This window comes from Pedobacter sp. MC2016-14, from assembly GCF_020991475.1.
Classification (GTDB): Bacteria; Bacteroidota; Bacteroidia; order Sphingobacteriales; family Sphingobacteriaceae; genus Pedobacter.
The window spans coordinates 304,185-322,841 of the sequence record NZ_JAJMPA010000003.1; the positions used below are offsets into that span (position 1 = coordinate 304,185).

Annotated in this window: 17 protein-coding genes; 10 read left to right on the forward strand and 7 right to left on the reverse strand. The window is 40.2% G+C overall.

Annotated elements, in window-relative coordinates; all coding sequences use genetic code 11:
- Positions 1-11: 11 nt before the first annotated feature.
- Positions 12-590, reverse strand: coding sequence for a Crp/Fnr family transcriptional regulator (locus LPB86_RS16690; protein ID WP_230646016.1), 579 nt, complete (start codon positions 588-590; stop codon positions 12-14).
- A gap of 479 nt (positions 591-1,069) precedes the next feature.
- Between LPB86_RS16690 and LPB86_RS16695 the strand changes: the two genes are divergently transcribed.
- From LPB86_RS16695 to arsB, 4 genes are all read left to right on the forward strand, one after another.
- Complete coding sequence (locus tag LPB86_RS16695) at positions 1,070-1,384, forward strand: HPF/RaiA family ribosome-associated protein (protein ID WP_230646017.1); 315 nt, start codon at positions 1,070-1,072, stop codon at positions 1,382-1,384.
- A 170-nt stretch (positions 1,385-1,554) separates the two neighbouring features.
- Complete coding sequence (locus LPB86_RS16700) at positions 1,555-1,884, forward strand: helix-turn-helix transcriptional regulator (RefSeq protein ID WP_230646018.1); 330 nt, start codon at positions 1,555-1,557, stop codon at positions 1,882-1,884.
- A gap of 96 nt (positions 1,885-1,980) precedes the next feature.
- On the forward strand, positions 1,981-2,400 hold the full coding sequence (locus LPB86_RS16705) for an arsenate reductase ArsC (RefSeq protein ID WP_230646019.1): 420 nt from the start codon (positions 1,981-1,983) through the stop codon (positions 2,398-2,400).
- A gap of 3 nt (positions 2,401-2,403) precedes the next feature.
- Positions 2,404-3,483 carry an ACR3 family arsenite efflux transporter gene (gene arsB, locus LPB86_RS16710; protein WP_230646021.1) on the forward strand — a complete coding sequence of 360 codons (1,080 nt, stop codon included), beginning with the start codon at positions 2,404-2,406 and terminating at the stop codon, positions 3,481-3,483.
- An 8-nt stretch (positions 3,484-3,491) separates the two neighbouring features.
- On the opposite strand, the gene LPB86_RS16715 is transcribed toward arsB, so the two are convergent.
- The 5 genes from LPB86_RS16715 to LPB86_RS16735 form a co-directional block, all read right to left on the reverse strand.
- Complete coding sequence (locus LPB86_RS16715; protein WP_230646023.1) at positions 3,492-4,076, reverse strand: alkylphosphonate utilization protein; 585 nt, start codon at positions 4,074-4,076, stop codon at positions 3,492-3,494.
- Between the two features lie 37 nt (positions 4,077-4,113).
- A complete protein-coding gene (locus tag LPB86_RS16720; protein WP_230646024.1) occupies positions 4,114-5,034 on the reverse strand; it encodes an AraC family transcriptional regulator in 921 nt (306 codons plus the stop codon).
- A 25-nt stretch (positions 5,035-5,059) separates the two neighbouring features.
- Entirely contained in the window at positions 5,060-5,935 is an 876-nt protein-coding gene (locus tag LPB86_RS16725) for an SDR family oxidoreductase (RefSeq protein ID WP_230646025.1), read from the reverse strand.
- Positions 5,936-6,119: 184 nt separating this feature from the next.
- Positions 6,120-6,890 carry an exodeoxyribonuclease III gene (xth, locus tag LPB86_RS16730; RefSeq protein WP_230646027.1) on the reverse strand — a complete coding sequence of 257 codons (771 nt, stop codon included), beginning with the start codon at positions 6,888-6,890 and terminating at the stop codon, positions 6,120-6,122.
- 266 nt (positions 6,891-7,156) lie between these two features.
- Entirely contained in the window at positions 7,157-8,818 is a 1,662-nt protein-coding gene (locus LPB86_RS16735; RefSeq protein ID WP_230646029.1) for a S8 family serine peptidase, read from the reverse strand.
- A 218-nt stretch (positions 8,819-9,036) separates the two neighbouring features.
- On the opposite strand from LPB86_RS16735, the gene LPB86_RS16740 reads away from it, so the two are divergent.
- From LPB86_RS16740 to LPB86_RS16765, 6 genes are all read left to right on the forward strand, one after another.
- Complete coding sequence (locus tag LPB86_RS16740; protein ID WP_230646031.1) at positions 9,037-9,636, forward strand: RNA polymerase sigma factor; 600 nt, start codon at positions 9,037-9,039, stop codon at positions 9,634-9,636.
- 98 nt (positions 9,637-9,734) lie between these two features.
- Positions 9,735-10,901 (forward strand): FecR family protein, encoded by a 1,167-nt coding sequence (locus tag LPB86_RS16745; protein WP_230646033.1) that lies wholly within the window; start codon positions 9,735-9,737, stop codon positions 10,899-10,901.
- Positions 10,902-11,085: 184 nt separating this feature from the next.
- Positions 11,086-14,475, forward strand: a complete 3,390-nt coding sequence (locus tag LPB86_RS16750; RefSeq protein ID WP_230646035.1) for a SusC/RagA family TonB-linked outer membrane protein — start codon at positions 11,086-11,088, stop codon at positions 14,473-14,475.
- A gap of 3 nt (positions 14,476-14,478) precedes the next feature.
- On the forward strand, positions 14,479-15,876 hold the full coding sequence (locus LPB86_RS16755) for a RagB/SusD family nutrient uptake outer membrane protein (protein ID WP_230646037.1): 1,398 nt from the start codon (positions 14,479-14,481) through the stop codon (positions 15,874-15,876).
- Positions 15,877-15,893: 17 nt separating this feature from the next.
- A complete protein-coding gene (locus LPB86_RS16760; RefSeq protein ID WP_230646039.1) occupies positions 15,894-17,063 on the forward strand; it encodes a TlpA disulfide reductase family protein in 1,170 nt (389 codons plus the stop codon).
- A gap of 58 nt (positions 17,064-17,121) precedes the next feature.
- Positions 17,122-18,255 (forward strand): TlpA disulfide reductase family protein, encoded by a 1,134-nt coding sequence (locus tag LPB86_RS16765; protein ID WP_230646041.1) that lies wholly within the window; start codon positions 17,122-17,124, stop codon positions 18,253-18,255.
- A gap of 72 nt (positions 18,256-18,327) precedes the next feature.
- Here LPB86_RS16765 and LPB86_RS16770 read toward each other — a convergent pair whose 3' ends face one another.
- A complete protein-coding gene (locus LPB86_RS16770; RefSeq protein WP_230646043.1) occupies positions 18,328-18,654 on the reverse strand; it encodes a multidrug efflux SMR transporter in 327 nt (108 codons plus the stop codon).
- Between the last annotated feature and the right edge of the window lie 3 nt (positions 18,655-18,657).

Consider the following 18,657-nt stretch of genomic DNA (forward strand, 5'->3'; position numbering starts at 1 on the left):
GCAAAAATGAACTACCTCCGCGACGAACTTTTTCGTACGCGGCTTAAGGTTTCCGGAGTGATTCCAAGATACGAAGCAATCATACCCTGCGGAACCCGGTTGACCAACTGAGGATATTGAGCCAGAAACTTTAGGTATTTCTCTTCGGCAGACAAACTAATGAAACTGTGAATCCTCTTCTGCGAGGCAATAAAACTCTTTTGAAGTATGGAATTGACCATAGCATTGAAGGCAGGGAGTTCCTGGCATAACAAATCGAAGTTTATCTTGCTGATCAGAGCAATTTCGGAATCTTCTATGGCGTCGATGTTATACAAAGAAGGCTGTCCGGTTTGCAAACTTTCCCGGTCGCCTACCCACCAATTCTCAATGGAAAAACTCAGGTTGTGTTCATGCCCTTTTTCATCCACACTATAAGTTCTCAGGCAACCATGGGTTATAAATGCATTGTATTTCCAAACATCTCCTTCCTGAAGCAGGTATTGCTTTTTCCTTAGTTTTTTGATGGAAACAAACGAATCAATTCTTACCAAATCTTCAGAACTGAAATCAGCCCGTTCCATCAGGTATGCTTTAAATATTTCTACCACATTTTATAATTTCCCAAATATAGGAATTGTGGGGAAAAGGATTTTAAGTTAACCTGGTACAAAACCAAATACTTTGACACTTATAATTCTACAGATCATTTGATGAATTAATTTAGATCGAAACAACTGATGAATTAAGCTTTGTATTTGTCCGCTATGTAAGTATCCTCCTCGAAGTCTGAACCATTATGTACAACTCATATATGTCGCTTAATCCCTTCAGATCTTCCCAGAAATGGTTCGAACTTTGTATCATTGCGATCACAGCAAAGACTATCAAAACGTATAAAACCCTGCAATCGCACGATTAGCAGGGTTTTTGCTTTTAGAGAATTGCCAAAAATGGCGTGAATTCACGGATCAGGCGTAAATTGCATCAAGCGGAATTATTTGGGGAAGGAATAGTATCTATCTTTTTCATTTTAAAACCAGAACCTCTTTTTATTGTTTAGTTGGCATAAACATTTTAATCAAGAGCTATGACTATTCAATTGAACACCGACAAAAACTTAACAATACATCAGGAATACGAAGAGAAAATTATAAATCAAATTAATGAAGGCTTGGTGATATTCGGTGATTTGATCACCCGCCTGGAGGTACACTTATCGGACGAAAATGGAAATAAAGAAGGTTTAGATGACAAACGCTGTTTATTGGAGGCAAGGATTTCAGGTAGAGAACCTGTTGCTGTTTCCAGCTTAGGAAACAATTATGATTTGGCTCTTCACGGCGCCATTACCAAGTTAAAAAGTAAGTTGGAAACAATAATCGGCAAACTTAAAGCCCGATAGCAATGCGCTTTGAGCTATTTGCTTTCACCCAAACCGACATATACCTCCCCGGGAAATAGATTTGCATGAAGTATAAATTCCCGCTGGTTTACAGAGAAAGTCTCAGAGAAATCTGAGACTTTTTTGTTAAATTTTGAACAGTAGAACTATAATCGTAATATTGCAATATAATGGGGCTTACAAAGACTGAAATATTTACCGAAAAACAGAACCAGCTTTCGGTGCTTTTAAAGGCTATGGCACATCCGGCACGGATTGCAATCCTCCAACAGATTATTGCAGCTAAAGCATGTATTTGTGGGGATTTGGTTGAGGAACTAGGTTTAGCACAGGCTACTATATCTCAGCATTTAAAAGAACTAAAGAATGCCGGGATTATACAAGGAACTATTGAAGGGGTTAAAGTATGTTACTGTATCAACCCTAAAACCTGGCAATTGCTGGATAAAGAATTTGGGGCATTTCTAGGATCTTATAAATCTGAACCTAAGTGTTGTTAAAAAAAAATTACTTACATCAATCGTAAAATTGCAATATTATGAACACGATACCAGACAGATGTATCCCGGACAATTTATGATAAAAGGTAATAACATATGAAAAAAATATTAGTGCTTTGCACAGGCAACAGTTGCAGGAGTCAACTTGCGGAAGGCTATTTAAGACATTTTGCAGCGGACAACGCAGAGATTTATAGTGCAGGGATCGAAACACATGGTGTTAACCCTAAAGCCATTCAGGTTATGGCAGAAGACAACATAGATATTTCCTCGCATACCTCAAACCATGTAGATGAGTATTCAAATATCGTTTTTGATGCCGTAATTACTGTTTGTGATAATGCTAACGAGGCCTGTCCATTTTTTCCCGGCAAAGTAGACCGCTTTAATCATAATTTCCCGGACCCGGCCAAGGCAACAGGCAGCGCAGCAGCAGTTTTGGCTGAATTTAGGAAAGTACGTGAGCTAATTAAATCTTACTCGGCAGAATTTGTAAATCAATACCTAAATAAATAATAAATGAGTGCTAACCATTGCGCCCCGGTACTAGAACGTAAAAAACTCGGATTCTTAGATAGATACCTCACCCTCTGGATATTTATTGCGATGGCAATTGGAATTGTTGTCGGATATTTTATACCTTCTTCTGCTGGCTTTATCCATTCCTTTTCAAGTGGAACAACAAATATCCCACTGGCAATTGGTCTGATCTTAATGATGTACCCACCGCTGGCCAAAGTGAAATACGAAAAAATGGGAGAAGTATTTAAAGATACTAAAGTGCTTACGGTTTCATTGGTGCTCAATTGGGTAATAGGACCGCTACTGATGTTCTTTCTGGCCATTACCTTTTTAAGAGATTATCCTGAGTATATGGTTGGGCTAACATTGATTGGTCTTGCCCGCTGTATTGCAATGGTGGTAGTTTGGAATGAACTGGCAGAAGGTAACAGGGAATATGCGGCTGGTTTGATTGCCTTAAACAGTATTTTTCAGGTATTGTTATACAGTGTCTTTGCTTATATCTTTATAACTGTTTTACCACCTTACTTCGGGCTCAAAAGCCTTGAAATTAATGTTACAATTGCTGAGATTGCTAGATCCGTAGGCATTTATTTGGGATTGCCTTTTGCAATGGGTGTCATTAGCAGATATTCTTTAATCAAACTGAAAGGCGAAGCATGGTTCCAAAACAAATTTGTACCGCTAATATCGCCCATCACTTTAATAGCGCTGCTGTTTACCATAGTTGTTATGTTTAGCTTAAAAGGCAACCTGATCGTACAAATCCCGCTGGATGTAATTCGCATTGCAATTCCTTTGGTAATTTATTTCTCTATCATGTTTGTCATTAGTTTTTTTGCCGGAAGATATTTTGGGGCAGACTATTCCAGAAGCACATCTATAGCCTTTACGGCTACCGGAAATAACTTTGAACTTGCCATTGCTGTCGCAATTGGAGTCTTCGGAATCAATTCCGGGCAAGCATTTGCAGGCGTGATCGGGCCTCTTGTTGAAGTTCCTGCCCTTATTGCATTGGTAAATCTTGCGTTCTGGTTCAGGAAAAAGTATACGTTCCCAAAAGCGGGAACGTATTAATATATGTGCTAGTTGCTTTGCTTTCTTACGTACTTGGTAAGTATCACAATGGTCTGGCCTTCAACTTTCCCCTCAATCTGATCTGTGTTGTCTTCAACTAAACGAATATTTTTTACTACCGTTCCTAGTTTTGCTGTTAAAGAAGAGCCTTTTACATCCAAAGATTTTGTGAGCACCACAGAATCGCCTGCTTCCAGTACATTTCCGTTCGCGTCTTTATGAAATTCGATTGTCTCTTCAGTTTCATTCTCAGCACCAGCTTTTGCCCAGATCAGCATATCTTCCTCAAGATACAACATGTCAAGGTTATCTATTGCCCAGGATTCATTGTTTAAACGGTTTAGCATGCGCCAGGATACCACCTGCACACCAGGAACTTCGCTCCACATACTTGAGGTTAAACAACGCCAGTGTTTTGGATCTGTCTCTGTCCGCTTTTCAAGCTGGTCTTTACAAATACCACAGATCATGAAACAATTATCTGTACTGTTGGTCAACTGGGGACGGACTTCATACATCGTTAATGCTTCTGGCGACTGGCACAACTCACATTTGTTTTCGCTTCTCTGTACTACTTGATCTAATATACTCATGTTGTTAGTTAAATTTGGAGTGCGAAGTTAATGAGAATTAATTGAAAGACTGCCTGAACTCCAGCGCTGAAAGCATAGTTTTCTTTTTAAAGAACCTGCTGAAGCTTTGTGAATGTTCAAATCCTAATTCATAAGCAATTTCACTTACAGAAAGATGCGTAGTAGATAGTTTTTCTTTTGCCTTTTCAATCAACCTTTCGTGAATATGTTGCTGTGTGTTCATTCCCGTCAACGATTTAAGTACAGAACTTAAATAACCTGCCGAAACATTAAGTTGAGCTGAGACATATTGCACCGTAGGTAAGCCAATTTCTGTGCGCTTATTGCCGCTAAAATATTTTTCTAAGCACTCTTCCATTTGTTCCAGGAGCTGATGGCTAAATTTTTTGCGGGTGATAAACTGTCGTTGATAAAAACGCTCGGCATAATTGAGCAAAGTTTCAACCTGAGCTATAATGATATTTTGGCTAAACCTATCGATGTTGTTTTGGTATTCCTGCCTGATATTTTCAATGAAAGCATCTAACACTTTTTCTTCCTTTTCTGACAGAAATAGCGCCTCATTGATGGCGTAACCAAAAAAATCATATTGCCTGATACTTTTGGCCAGGGGTGTATTCCAAATAAAATCGGGATGAATGAGCAGCATCCAACCAGAACGTTTGTTTAGCGTAGATTTTTCCGTTTCAATTTTCAATAACTGATTTGGCGCCATAAAAGACATTACACCTTCGTCATGGTCGTAAGTTTGCTGTCCATATTTCAGCTTACCCATTAACCCTTTTTTTACAGAAATTAAATAAAAATCAAAAAGTAAGCCTCCACTTTCGTCTACATCAGAAGGCTGTATTGTGGCATAATCAATCGCACTAATCAATGGATGCTCCGGTGCCTTAAGGCCTCGCAGTTTATGATACTGGCTGATGCTTTTGATATGTAGGGGGATTTTACTGCTCATGTTTTTCAAACTTACAGATATAAGTTTAGAAATAATGTTCTTCCATATCATGCAACAAATTAATCTCTTTAGGTTGCCATTCCAATTCCTGCTGGGTTTGTAAGGAAGTTGCAGGACTGTCAAAGTTGATAAATGCGCTCATCCACTCAAAATGCTGAGCGATATTTTCGTCGTTTAAGGAGACTAATGGAAGGTTTAATTTTTCAGCAATAAGTGCTGCAATGTTTTTTAGGGGGATGCCTGTCTCTCCGATAGCATTGTACAAAGCGCCTTTCCGCGGCTTCTCTACTGCTAAACGAAATAGCTTTGCCACATCCAGACGATGCACGGCAGGCCAATGGTTATTGCCTTCATTTGGATAGGCTGAAACACCATTTTTTATAGCCTGCGCAATCATAAAAGGTACAAAACCTTTATCACCTTTGTCATGAACTGATGGTGGTAAGCGCAGGACTGATGCATATACACCTCCCGCAGCTAAGGATAGGGCAGTTGCTTCAGAACTACGTGGGCCATGTTGGTTCAGATTTACCTCTGTTATAAAACCATCTGTCTTTGGCAGACCCAAAATGCCTGCGGTTACCACAAAAGGTTTATCCGTTCCCTTTAATGCTTCGCCAATAGCCTGGATAGCAGATTTATCCGTTTCATTTGCTTTTGCGTATTGCGTAAAGTCGTGAATAAATGCTGTATGAATTACGCCGTCTGCCTGTAATGCACCTTGCTTCAAAATTTCCAGATCTTCTAAAGAGCCCATCAGTACCTCTGCACCTGAAGCACTTGCGGCCTTTGCCGAAGCTTCAGATCTTGCCAAACCAATTACCTGGTGTCCGGCATTAATTAATTCCTTTACTACTGCTGCACCTATAAAGCCGGTAGCTCCTGTCACAAATACTTTCATATATCTAAATTTTAAATTTATACCACAAAATTGAGCTATTGCCCAAGGTTAGAAGTAACCAAATCAACTGATGTTGTAACCAAATCTAAATCATTTAAAAACTTACACCCGGTATGCGCGTTAGTTTAGTCTTTGCGGGAAAATATTAAAAAAAATTGGCAGCGTACTAGTAGAGTGGGGTGGACTATTTAAGTGTGATCCAAACAGGGGCATGATCGCTGGATTTCTCCCAGCCTCTCACATCTTTATCTACGCCGGCAGCTACGAGGAGATCTTTCATTTTTGGATTTAGTAAGAAGTGGTCAATCCGCAAGCCAGCATTCCGGCCATAGGCATTTCTAAAATAATCCCAAAAGGTATAAATTGTTTCATTGGGCTTAAGTTTTCTTAAGGCATCAGTCCACCCTTGTGCAATTAAATTATGAAATGCCGCACGCACTTCAGGCCTGAACAATGCATCATCTACCCAACGTTCTGGCTTATACACATCCAGTTCGGTAGGCATTACATTGAAATCTCCGGCCAATACTACAGGCAAATCAAAAGTAAGTAATTGTTGCGCATGGAGTGTAAGCTGCTCAAACCATTGCAATTTGTAGACTAATTTAGGGCCGGGGGCGGGGTTTCCATTGGGCAGATATAAACAACCTACCACAATTCCATCCACAAACGCTTCAATATATCGGCTTTGCGTTTCATCTGGGTCTGCCGGTAAACCTCTCCTGGTTTCTTTTATATCTCCGCTTCGTGATAAAATTGCCACGCCATTCCAGCTCTTTTGTCCATGCCAAATTGCCTTATATCCTGCATCTGAAATAGCTTGTTCAGGAAACTTTTCTAACGGTGCTTTTAGCTCCTGTAAACACACAATATCAGGTGTAGTTTCCTTAAGCCAGCGTAACACCACAGGAAGACGTCCGTTAATTCCGTTGACATTATACGTGGCTATTTTCATCGGTTAGCGTGATTTAGTAGGCTGCAACTTTTGTTGAATTTGCTGGTTCGCTTTTGCCTGGTTTTTATTGCAGGTTCCTAAAAGCGTGTAGATTAACGCGAAAATTAATATGGTTGAAAGACAGCCCCCACCTAATTTTTTAGCACCCCAACCTGCTATTATTGCTCTAAAGAAGTTATTCATATGTAGTTTGTTTTTGCATAAAACACTCAAGTACCAAATATGTTTATGGTGTTGTCACATTCTCTTGGGCTGGGAAGATGAAGCTATCTTGTCATCGCTTTTGCCAGGTTCATCGCTTTTTGCATATCCGCAATACCATTGCCATATGGTACTTCAGGTGTAGCTGCCCGGTCGCCAGATTTTCTAATGATTTCCAATAATTGTTTATTCGTCAAAGTTGGATAGGCTTGCCATAAACATGCAGCTAAGCCACACATAATAGGACTGGCATAAGAAGTGCCACTGCGGTTTTCGGCGATGCCGCTGGTATTAATCACATTTGCACCACCACCCATAGCCAATATATCAGGTTTCATTCTTCCGTCTACCGTAACGCCCCATGATGTGAAAGCATCAATATTTAATCTGGAATTAACAGAACCAACGGTCAGTACATTTGGCGCATCGGCCGGTGTACCTACCCAGGTTCTATCATTTCCGGCACAGTTAACAATTAAAATACCTTTATCAGCGGCTACATTTGCGCCTCTTGTTGCAAAGGCCGTTTTACCGTCCATATCCTCAAATTTATATCTTGCATTAACAAAATAATAGGCATCAGTGTAATAAAGAGAAGAATTGATGATGTCTACACCAACACTGTCTGCATATTCAGCCGCATTTACCCAATAATCTTCTTCAATAGGATATTCCGATGATTGATCTTCTGTTCTTAACAACCAATAGTTTGCCTCGGGCGCTGTACCTACATAAGTGCGAGGTATATTTACGGCCATGGTTGAAGTCACCCAGATGCCATGAGTGTCTACGGCATAAGGATCGTCATTTTCATATACAAATGATTTTGCGCCTTTAATGTTTACATTCTTAAAAGCAGCATTATTTTTCAGATTTATGAAGCCAGCATCTATAACAGCTATATCAATTCCTGCACCCTTAAATCCCAGTTCATGAAGTACTTTTCCATTGTTAACTGTGATGTTAGTTGAAGCACTACCGTAATCAAAATGAGTAGTGCTGCTATGATTTGCTACAGCTTGAGGTGCGTCTACATATTTTGCAGGAGTTGAAGTCACAGTTCTTCCGCCTTCCCAAACCAATAGTACATCTTTTACAAAGGGTAAGGCTTTATATTTATCAATCAAAAATTCATCTGTACAATTTACACTCACGGTATTGAGCCATTTGCTTTTGGCTACAATCGTTCCACCAATATCCTGAATGGCTTTTAAATAAGCAGGGGAGATCGGTAGATCAGATTCGTCAATAGCAATGTTTTGTTTTTGTCGTCTGGCTATAGCCTTAGCGGAAAGAAAAGCAGTTGGGTTAGCAATGGATAAACTGGAGGTACCTTTATCTCTCAATACCAATCTAAACTTGTAATCATTTGCATCGGTAACAACTACCTTACATTTTGCAACACCTTTACCACTTACCAATGTAGCAAGGATGTAAGTTTCACCAGCAGCTTCCGGCCATACCGTTCCATCTTCTTTTACTGAGGCAATTCGCGGATTTTCGGAGCTCCAAACTATTTCCAGTGATTCATCGGGTTGTGCATTTTCGATGTTGGCAGTCAATCTTTTACCCAAATAAGAAAATTCATTTTGCAGTGTAACCAGCGCTGGGTTAATAGTTATTGATAAGGCTGGCGGATCGGGAGTTATTTCAGATTTTTTGCATGAACTAAAAGAGAAAGCAAATAAAATAAGGACTGTGAAAAACTGAACAGGGTGATTAAGCATTTGTATGATCAAGTAAATTGCAAAGGTAATCATATTACCTCAAATTTCTCTGAGCCTTACCCAAAGGATGGGCTATCTACGTGCTTTAATTTAGGCACAAAATCTATTAACAACACGCTGAATATCCCTGATGTAGTGCATGTGATATATATTACGCAATTTATTGCTTAATATTGGCCAGAATTTTTGCTTAATCATAATCAGCGGGAAAGAGATTAATGAGTGGTCGCCACAAATACGATGGATATACGGAAAGAGAACTGATCATCTTGCTTCAGCAAGAGAAAGAGGAAGCCTTACGTCCACTGTATGAAAGTCATCTAAAACCCCTGCATTATTTCATTTTAAGGGTTGCTAAATCCAAACAACTTGCAGAAGACGTAGTTCAGGACGTATTTCTGAAAATTTGGGATAGCCGCCAGCAGATAGATCCAGATCAGCCCTTTAAGACATTTCTGTATACCGTTGCCAAACGGCATTTGCTCAATATGCTCAAAAGGGTGCAACATGAAACGTTCATTTTGGACGAAATCAGGAAATATACGGTAACTACCGAACGCAGCACAGACCTGCAGCTTGAGTACTCAGAAAGTAATGAGTTGTTAAAAGAAGCTATCGAAAAGCTTCCACCGCAGTGCAAGACTATTTTTGTGCAGTGTAAAATTGAGGGGAAAGCCTATAAACAAGTTGCCATAGAACTGGGTATTGCTGAGGGTACTGTGCATGCACAGATGGTAAAGGCCCTAAAAATCATTAGAGAATACATCAATTTTAAAAATGCAATTCTACTTTTATTGGCTTATCTCAAAAATTATTAAAATGTAAATCAGTCTGTTATGGTTATTTTTGTATTTCATCACTTTTTGGATATACCTAATGTTATTCCGAATTGTATAAGTTACAAAATGGCGAAATTTTGGAAGTAAGAATTATAACACTATTTAAAAAATACATTGAAGAGCAATGCAGTGCACAAGAGCTGGAAGAGGTCCTCAGCATATTAAAAAATGGCGGATACCAGTCAGAGTGGCAGCAGGTAATTTCTGATGAGTCTGATAGTATACTAAATGCTGGTTTGCAAACAGAACTTTCCAGCGCCGAAGTAGATCGTATCTATGAGGGGATTGCCAGTCAGCTGCCTTCCGCTAAGCTAAAAACTATTAAACTATGGCCAAGAGTTGCAATAGCTGCGGCAATAGCAGCCGTCATATTTACTGCAGGGCTAACTTATTTTTACCAGCAGGATAAAAGAGAGCAATCCATAGCTTATGCCAATGACGTTGCCCCTGGAAAACAAGGTGCAACATTAACTTTGGCCAATGGGCAGAAGATTTTAATTAAAGATGCGCTGGCTGGTACCATAGCGAGCCAATCGGGCGTAAAGATCCTCAAAAATGCAGATGGGAGTATCACTTACGAACTAAGCGGGCAAAAACCCGGTCAATTGCAATACAATACCCTATCAACCGGAAAGGGAGAAGAAATGCGCTTGCGCTTGCCAGATGGCTCTGTTGTATTTTTAAATGCAGCTTCATCAATTAAATACCCTACCAATTGCGCAATACTCCCCCAAAGAAAAGTATTTCTTAGCGGAGAGGGGTATTTTGAAATTGCTAAAGATAAAGCACATCCTTTTATTGTAGAGAGTAACAAGCAACAAGTAGAGGTATTGGGTACCCATTTTAACGTCAACGCTTACCTGGACGAGCCTGTTGTTACAACTACTTTAATAGAAGGATCTGTAAAAATAAGCTCTGGAGGAAGGCAGAAAGTTATTCATCCAGGAGAGCAAGTACTCAATGCCAGCGGATCTTTAATGGTTACGAACGCAAACTTAGATAACATCACAGACTGGAAAAACGGGGACTTTAACCTAACCGATGTCGACTTCAGGGTTGCGATGCGAAAAATTGCTCGCTGGTATAATGTAGAACTCGTATATGATGCAACGGTGCCCGAAAATATCCAGGCAGACGGATGGATTTCAAGAAAGCAAACCCTTGCCGCGGTATTGGACATGATACAACGATTGGGGATGGTCCATTTTAGAGTGGAAGGTAAAAAGGTATATGTATCTAAATAACAGGAATATTAACTTAAATCTTACGGATATGATAAAATGTCTACGACAGCATAGATAATAATAAAGGCAAACCAAAGGTGAAGCACCCCCGGTTTGTGTCGGGTCCCAATTAATCAACTGTTTAACGCAGTGCCGCTATTTTTCGAAGGACAGAGGCTACTGCGTAGAACCAAACTAAACGTAAATGTATCAATTTTATACCAATAAACCTGGTAGAACGCATGCGTTCTGCCGTAAAATATGGCTACTTATGCGACTAACCACCGTAGTATTAATCGCAACTTTAATGCAGGTAAGTGCAGCTTCTTTTGGGCAGCTGATTTCCATTTCCAAAGAAAAGGTGCCGCTCAAAATCGTGTTAAAAGAAATCAGGGATCAGAGCGGGTACGATTTTGTTTTTGAACGGCAGTCTATCGCCGATGAAATAAAGACAAGCATAAACGTAAAAAATGCTACTGTAGAAATGGCCCTTAAAACTGCCCTTTCTGGTTTGCCATTCAATTTCGAAATTTCCGGAAACCGTGTTACCATTAAAAAGGCTGGGGCACCCAGCTTTCTGGATCATCTCGTTGCCAGGTTTCAACGCATTGATGTTGTTGGTCAGGTGATGGATGTTCAGGGTAAACCTTTATCGGGCGTTACCGTAAGAACTATGAATTCGGGCCTCGGCGCTGTTACCGACAGTAATGGTAAATTTCTAATCAGAGGCGTTGATGAACGGGATATGCTCATCTTATCGTATGTTGGTTATTTAACCTTTCAAATCCCGGTAAAGTCTAATGTTGGGGTAATTGCGTTGCAAATGGCCAACTCTAAGCTAGACGAACTACAGGTAATTGCCTATGGAACGCAAAGCAGAAGGCTGGGCTTAGGCGCGGTAAGTACCATCAACGCAAAAGACATTGAAAACCAACCGGTCACCAATGTTTTAGCGGCTATGGAAGGTTTAGCACCCGGATTAAATATTACACCATCATCAGGTGCACCAGGCGCTGCCATAAAAGTGCAGATACGGGGACAGAACTCATTAAGCCAGCAGAGTTCAGGCAGCAAGCCTTATGATCAGCCCTTATTTATCGTCGATGGCGTTCCTGTTGCCGCGCAAAACTTCAACATTAATGCACTATCTTCTTTTGGTGGCAGTGATGGCACTATAGGCGATATTGGAGGAGCAAGCCCATTTAACGGACTCAATCCCGCAGATATTGAAAGCATTAGTATATTGAAAGATATTACGGCCACTGCAATTTATGGAACCCAGGGAGCCAATGGGGTCATCTTAATCACCACCAAGAAAGGCAAATCCGGAAAAACAAGTGTACAGGCAAATGTCAATACGGCTTTTAGTACGGCAACCAGAGGCTATGAACTTTTAAACCTGGAACAATATTTAGCCTACAGGCGCGAAGCGTTAAAAAATGACAACATCAATCTTGCTACGGCTTCGCCTACAAACTATCCTGATCTGTTACTTTTTGATCAGCATAAAAGTACAGACTGGTACAACTATTTCCTTGGTAAATCGGCCAATACCACAGATGCACATGTGAGTTTGTCAGGAGGATCTGAAAGGACCACTTTTTTAATTTCTACAGGCTACAACAATGCGCAATATAGCAGTCCGGGTAACTTCGCAAATTCGAGGCTTACCCTGCATTCAAATTTGAATTACGCTTCTGCAGACAATCGGTTTACCCTTGGTTTTGGGTATGACTATTCATACAACAGGAACAATTCTGCCACTTCACCTTCCATTACCACAGGTATCTTGGCACCTCCTAATTTTCCTGATCTGTTAAATGAGGCCGGGCTTCCTAACTGGACTTATAACGGATACAATACAGAGCCTTTTGTGCAGTATGCTGCAAATTTGAAGCAGCCTTACGTATTAAAAACCTACAATATGAACAATTCGCTTGTTTTAGGTTACCAGCTTATTGACCACCTTAAACTAAACCTCAATTTGGGTTACAGCCGGATTTTAAGTGACGAAGTGCAGAAAACGCCAGCAAGTACCATGAATCCAAATGGTAATCCTGCTTCATCTGCTGAATTCTCCAACAGTATTTTTGAAACGATAAATATTGAGCCGCAATTAAATTACCAACGCAAGTTTGGATTAGGTGTTTTCAGTGCATTAATAGGGGGTACCTACAGAAAGAACAATACATCCAATGTGCAGCTAAGCGGAACGCAATATGGCGATGAGGCGTTGTTAGGATCAATTGGCTCCGCTGGCTCAATTCTGGCCACAGATTCATACAACCCTTATAAATACCTAGGTGTTTTTGCCAGGTTAAGTTACATTTATGATGAGAAATACATTCTACAACTTTCTGGAAGAAGGGATGGTTCCAGCAATTTTGGTCAAGGCAGACAATTTGGAGATTTTGGCTCTGTAAGTGTAGGATGGATTTTCTCAGAAGAAAACTTCCTGAAAGATAAATTATCGGTTCTTTCCTATGGAAAACTGTCAGGAGGTTATGGAACCGTTGGTACCGATGCTACCAGACCTTATCAATATCAGCAACTTTTTGGAACCAATAGCTTTTTGCCCAACTTTCAGGGCGTAAAACCATTGTATGCTCAAAATTTGCTTAACCCAGACTATGGTTGGGATACCAAGAAATCCATGAACCTGGCCCTTGATCTTGGATTTTTTGAAGACCGCGTATTGTTCAACGTCAATTACTACCGGGATAGAATTGGAAATCAACTGGTAAATTACACTATGCCTTCACAAACAGGCTTTAGCTCAGTTTTACGAAACTTTCCTGCAGTTGTACAAAACAAAGGCTGGGAGTTTAGCCTAACTTCAAAAAATATATCTGACACCAAGTTCTCCTGGAATACCAGCTTTAACATTTCAACCAACCGCAACAAACTCATTTCATTCCCAGGTTTAGAGCAATCTTCTTATGGCATGCTTTATACCGTTGGCGAATCTGTAAATATTGTAAAAGGGTATAGCCTCAAAGGCGTAAATCCCGAAACAGGTTTATTCGAGTTCTATAAAAGTAACGGCGCTGTAACTTCTAACCCAACGTATGGAATTCCATCACAAGGCGGCGACTACCAGAAAATTGCCAACCTCGATCCAAAGTTTATCGGTGGACTCGGAAATACATTTTCCTATAAACAATTGAGCTTATCGTTTTTATTCCAGTTTCAGAAAAAGCAACAGGCCAATTATTTAAGGAGCATTTATTCCGGTACTATGCCAGGAGGGATGATCAATCAGCCAATCAATGTGTTAGACCGCTGGACAAAACCTGGTGACGTTTCTTCAATTCAAAAGCTGACAACTTATTTTAGTTTTCCAGCCTATAATTTCACCTCATCATCTGGTGCTTACAGTGATGGATCATATGTTAGGTTGCGAACGGCTTCTGTCTCTTATACTTTGCCACAAGGATTTTGCAGAAAAGTTGGGGTATCCAACGCTAAATTTTATGTGAACGGGCAGAACTTATTCTTGTTAACCAACTACGAAGTTGGCGATCCAGAACTGGCCTCGTTATCAAGCTTTCCAATTCAGAGAACAGTGGCATTTGGTCTTACTCTTAACTTATAAATCATGATACTTATCAATTTACCATATAAAAGAATCTATTTTTTGCTGGTTATTCTAGTCGGATTAACGCAGCTCTCCTGTAAGAAATTGATTGAGATCCCTGCTAATCCATCAAACCAATTGTCTATAGAGCGGGTATTTTCAGACAGTACAAATATCATCGCGGCCGTTTCAGCCGTGTATGTCAATTATGGTACAACCTCTTATAGCCCACAATTTGGGAGTGGAACCATCACCGTTAATACGGGCTTAACCGGTGATGAACTGGTACCGGGCGCCAATACATATACTGCACCTGCATTTTATACCAATTTATTATTGCCAGACAATTCAGGTGTCCGCTCCATGTGGTCTGATGCTTATAAGAACATTTTTCAGATGAATGTATGTATTGAGGGAATTACTGGCACCGCTGCCATAAGCGCTGGCTTAAAACGCCGGCTAATAGGAGAGCTAAAGGTAAACAGGGCTTTTTATTATTTCAATATGGTTAATATTTGGGGAGGGGTTCCTATTGTTACGTCTACCGACTACAAAGTGACGCAAAGTTCACCCAGGGCCAGCGTTACAGAAGTTTATAATTTCATCCTGTCAGATTTAATAGACGCACAACAAAGTTTAACAGCAGAATATCCTTCAAATGGGCACATCCGGCCAAATCTCTATACCGCACAGGCTTTATTGGCAAAGGTTTACTTGTATTTAGGGCAATACCAAAATGCAATAGTTGCAGCAAATAGTGTAATTGGGAATGGTGGTTTTAAACTGGCGGATATTAACGATGTATTTTTAGATGGTAGTGAAGAAGCGATTTGGCAGCTACCAGCAAACGGCACATATTATCAAACGCCAGAAGCTGCTACCTTTCTGCCTTATAGTTCAAGCTACCAACCCAATTATGTCCTGTCGCCACAATTGCTGGCCGCTTTTGAAACCGGCGATTTAAGGAAAGCAAACTGGACCAACTTCAGCACAGTGACCGTCGGCGGAGTGCCCACGCTGTATTATTATCCTTATAAATATAAAAAGATTACAGCTGGTCAGGCGCCAATAGAAGATTATGCTTTGCTTAGGCTTGCCGATATTTATTTGGTTAGGGCAGAGGCTTTTGCACGGACAGAAAAATTAGCTGAAGCACGGACAGATCTAAATAAAGTTAGACTCAGAGCCAACCTTGGAGAGGTTACTTCAAATGTAAAGGAAGTTGTCTTAAGTGCAATATTACACGAGCGGCAGGTTGAAATGTTTTGTGAGTGGGGAAATCGCTGGTTTGATTTAAAACGCACAAACACAATAGATGCCGTATTAAGTGCTGCAAAACCAACCTGGAAATCATCTGCTGCACTTTTTCCAATTCCCATTGCAGAAATCCAGGCCAATCCCGCTTTACAACCAAATTAGTAACCAACGTAACATACATGAAGAATCACAAACTTTCCATTTTTCTCCTTGGAATGGCACTGCCATTGTTTACAGTGGCCCAGAATAATAATTATACCATTAGCGGTAAAATTGGCAAGCTCAATCCGCCCGCAAAAGCTTATCTCATGTTAGATGGCACAACAGACTCTGCAACTATAAAAAACGGAGTTTTTAATTTTACAGGAAGGGTAAACGAAGTCGAATCGGCAAATTTATTAATTGATACCGAAGGAGTCGGGCTATCACCAAACAAACCTGTAAGCATGCGCTATGTGATTAAATTTTATGTCGAACCGGGAAAAACAACAATTACAAGTCCAGACTCTGCCAGTAATGCCAAGGTGCTTTCTGGTGTTCTAAATCAGGATTATTTCAGAATTAAAGCTCAACTAAAATCTACAGAAGAGCAATCAGCAAATTACATTAAAGATTTGCTCTCAGCATCCCCGGAAACAAGAGCATCAAAAATGTTTAGCGAAAAAAGCGCACAAACGCTTGGGGAAATTGGTAAAGAGCAACGTAGAATATTCCTGGCTTTTATGAAAAATAATCCTAATTCTTTAATGAGTCTTTTTGTCTTAAAGACTTATGGCGGATTTGGTAACGGTATGTTATATAATTCTACCCCAAGCCCTGGTTTAACAGAACTAGACTCACTTTACAATGCTCTGGGGAAGAATGTTCGTTCCAGTAATGCTGGGCTTGAATTTGGGAAGGTGATTGCAACACAGAAAAGCATGAAAATAGGTGTTGTTGCACCAGATTTTTCACAAACAGATCCATCAGGAAAGCTGATATCGCTACATGATTTTAAGGGAAAATACGTTTTGATTGATTTCTGGGCGAGTTGGTGCGGACCCTGTCGCGCCGAAAATCCAAATGTCGTTAAAGCCTACCATACCTATAAATCAAAAGGTTTTACCGTTTTAGGCGTGTCTCTGGATTTTGCCAATGGCAGGGAGCAATGGCTTAAAGCTATAAAGGACGATGGGTTGGACTGGACACATGTCTCAGACTTAAAAGGCTGGGGTAATCAGGTTGCCAAATTATATGTAGTACAGGCAGTACCACAGAATTACCTGGTTAATCCCGAAGGGAATATTGTCGGTATAAATCTTCGCGGCGAGGACTTGGACAAAAAGTTGAAGGAAATATATAACAATTAACACGAGTATGTCGGCTCCTTTAGCAAATTCAGGAGCCGACATTTAAAATACAGATAAGATGATTAAAATTAGGACAATGTTGCTTTTTTTACAATTGAGCCTTCCGGTTGTGTTGATGGCACAAACCGTTAATTATACCATAGAGGGGAAAATTGGAACCCTGTCTTCGCCAGCCAAAGCCTACCTGATGTACGAAAAGGATGGTAAGATTGTTACGGATTCAGCCAATATCAAACAGGGTAGATTTACGTTTACAAAAACAAGTAAAAAGACGGAGACAGTTGTTTATTTAAGCGTCAGTAAATCTGGCAGGGAAAGCACAAAGGATGGTAAATTCATCAGCTTCTACACAGATGCAAAAAAAATAACTATCGTCAGTCCCGATGTTATAGAAAATGCAAAAGTTACAGGTGGATCACTTAACAGGGATGAAGCGGAGTTGAATGCTGTGATTAAGCCTATTGAAACTAAAATAACAGCGGAAAATAAAGCATATGAAAATGCATCCAGTACGTCCAAAAAATCAACGGTTTTCACCAGTAGCTTCGAAAAGAGAACACAGCTCCTGGAGCGTCAAAAGAAGCAGATCTACAAAGAATTTATTAAAACACATCCAGGTTCTTTGATTAGCTTAAAGGCATTGAAAGAATTAGGTGGGAGCATACCAGATTTGGCAGAAATTGAGTCTCCATTCAATTCATTGTCCGAAAGCGTTCGTACATCAACGAGTGGAATGACCTATGCAACAAAGATAAATGCTTTAAAAAAATCAGCGATTGGTGCGGAGGCTCCGGATTTTACCATGCCCGATACGGCCTCTAATCTTGTTTCCTTACATAGTTTTAAAGGAAAATATGTGTTACTGGATTTTTGGGCCAGTTGGTGTCCGCCCTGCAGGGCAGAAAGCCCGTACCTAATTGATGCTTTTGCCACTTATAAGCGCAAGAATTTTATGATATTGAGCGTGTCGCTAGATCACGAGGGTGCTAAAGAGAAATGGTTAAAAGCCATACATGATGATGGTTTAACCTGGCCCCAGGTTTCAGACTTAAAATATGAAAATACAGCGGCCAAGCTATACTCAGTGGAGGCGATTCCACAGAATTTTCTAATCAGCCCGGATGGAAAGATTATCGCCAAAAACCTGCGAGGGGCAGCACTTAAAACCAAATTAAAAGAATTGTTAGATTAACAAGAACCAGGCTAGCTATAGTAAGCTAGCCTGGTATCAGGCTTGCCTTCAGAACCAAATTAAGGCAAATAATTAATGTGACACTATTTTTAAGCCTATAATAGAACCAATTAATGTAGCTATAAATAGCAGTCTTAGAAAGCTTGCGGGCTCATTGAACACAAAGATCCCCATGGCAACCGTTCCTACTGCACCAATCCCAGTCCAAACTGCATAGGCAGTACCAATAGGTAGGGTTTGCGTTGCTTTCATCAATAAAGCCATACTTGCAAACAGCGAAATTATAAATAACGCAAACCACCAGTAGGAGGCAGTACCGCTGGTTTCTTTCATCTTACCTAAGCAAAAGGTAAATGCTACCTCAAACAAACCACCAATAAACACATATATCCAGTTCATATC

Coding starts and splice junctions, on each gene's coding strand:
- LPB86_RS16720 (WP_230646024.1), bottom strand. CDS start 5,034: ATGAGCAGTAAAATCCCCCTACATATCAAAAGCATCAGCCAGTATCAT.
- LPB86_RS16705 (WP_230646019.1), top strand. CDS start 1,981: ATGAAAAAAATATTAGTGCTTTGCACAGGCAACAGTTGCAGGAGTCAA.
- LPB86_RS16740 (WP_230646031.1), top strand. CDS start 9,037: ATGAGTGGTCGCCACAAATACGATGGATATACGGAAAGAGAACTGATC.
- LPB86_RS16735 (WP_230646029.1), bottom strand. CDS start 8,818: ATGCTTAATCACCCTGTTCAGTTTTTCACAGTCCTTATTTTATTTGCT.
- LPB86_RS16725 (WP_230646025.1), bottom strand. CDS start 5,935: ATGAAAGTATTTGTGACAGGAGCTACCGGCTTTATAGGTGCAGCAGTA.
- xth (WP_230646027.1), bottom strand. CDS start 6,890: ATGAAAATAGCCACGTATAATGTCAACGGAATTAACGGACGTCTTCCT.
- LPB86_RS16700 (WP_230646018.1), top strand. CDS start 1,555: ATGGGGCTTACAAAGACTGAAATATTTACCGAAAAACAGAACCAGCTT.
- LPB86_RS16750 (WP_230646035.1), top strand. CDS start 11,086: ATGTATCAATTTTATACCAATAAACCTGGTAGAACGCATGCGTTCTGC.
- LPB86_RS16695 (WP_230646017.1), top strand. CDS start 1,070: ATGACTATTCAATTGAACACCGACAAAAACTTAACAATACATCAGGAA.
- LPB86_RS16760 (WP_230646039.1), top strand. CDS start 15,894: ATGAAGAATCACAAACTTTCCATTTTTCTCCTTGGAATGGCACTGCCA.
- LPB86_RS16755 (WP_230646037.1), top strand. CDS start 14,479: ATGATACTTATCAATTTACCATATAAAAGAATCTATTTTTTGCTGGTT.
- arsB (WP_230646021.1), top strand. CDS start 2,404: ATGAGTGCTAACCATTGCGCCCCGGTACTAGAACGTAAAAAACTCGGA.
- LPB86_RS16765 (WP_230646041.1), top strand. CDS start 17,122: ATGATTAAAATTAGGACAATGTTGCTTTTTTTACAATTGAGCCTTCCG.
- LPB86_RS16715 (WP_230646023.1), bottom strand. CDS start 4,076: ATGAGTATATTAGATCAAGTAGTACAGAGAAGCGAAAACAAATGTGAG.
- LPB86_RS16770 (WP_230646043.1), bottom strand. CDS start 18,654: ATGAACTGGATATATGTGTTTATTGGTGGTTTGTTTGAGGTAGCATTT.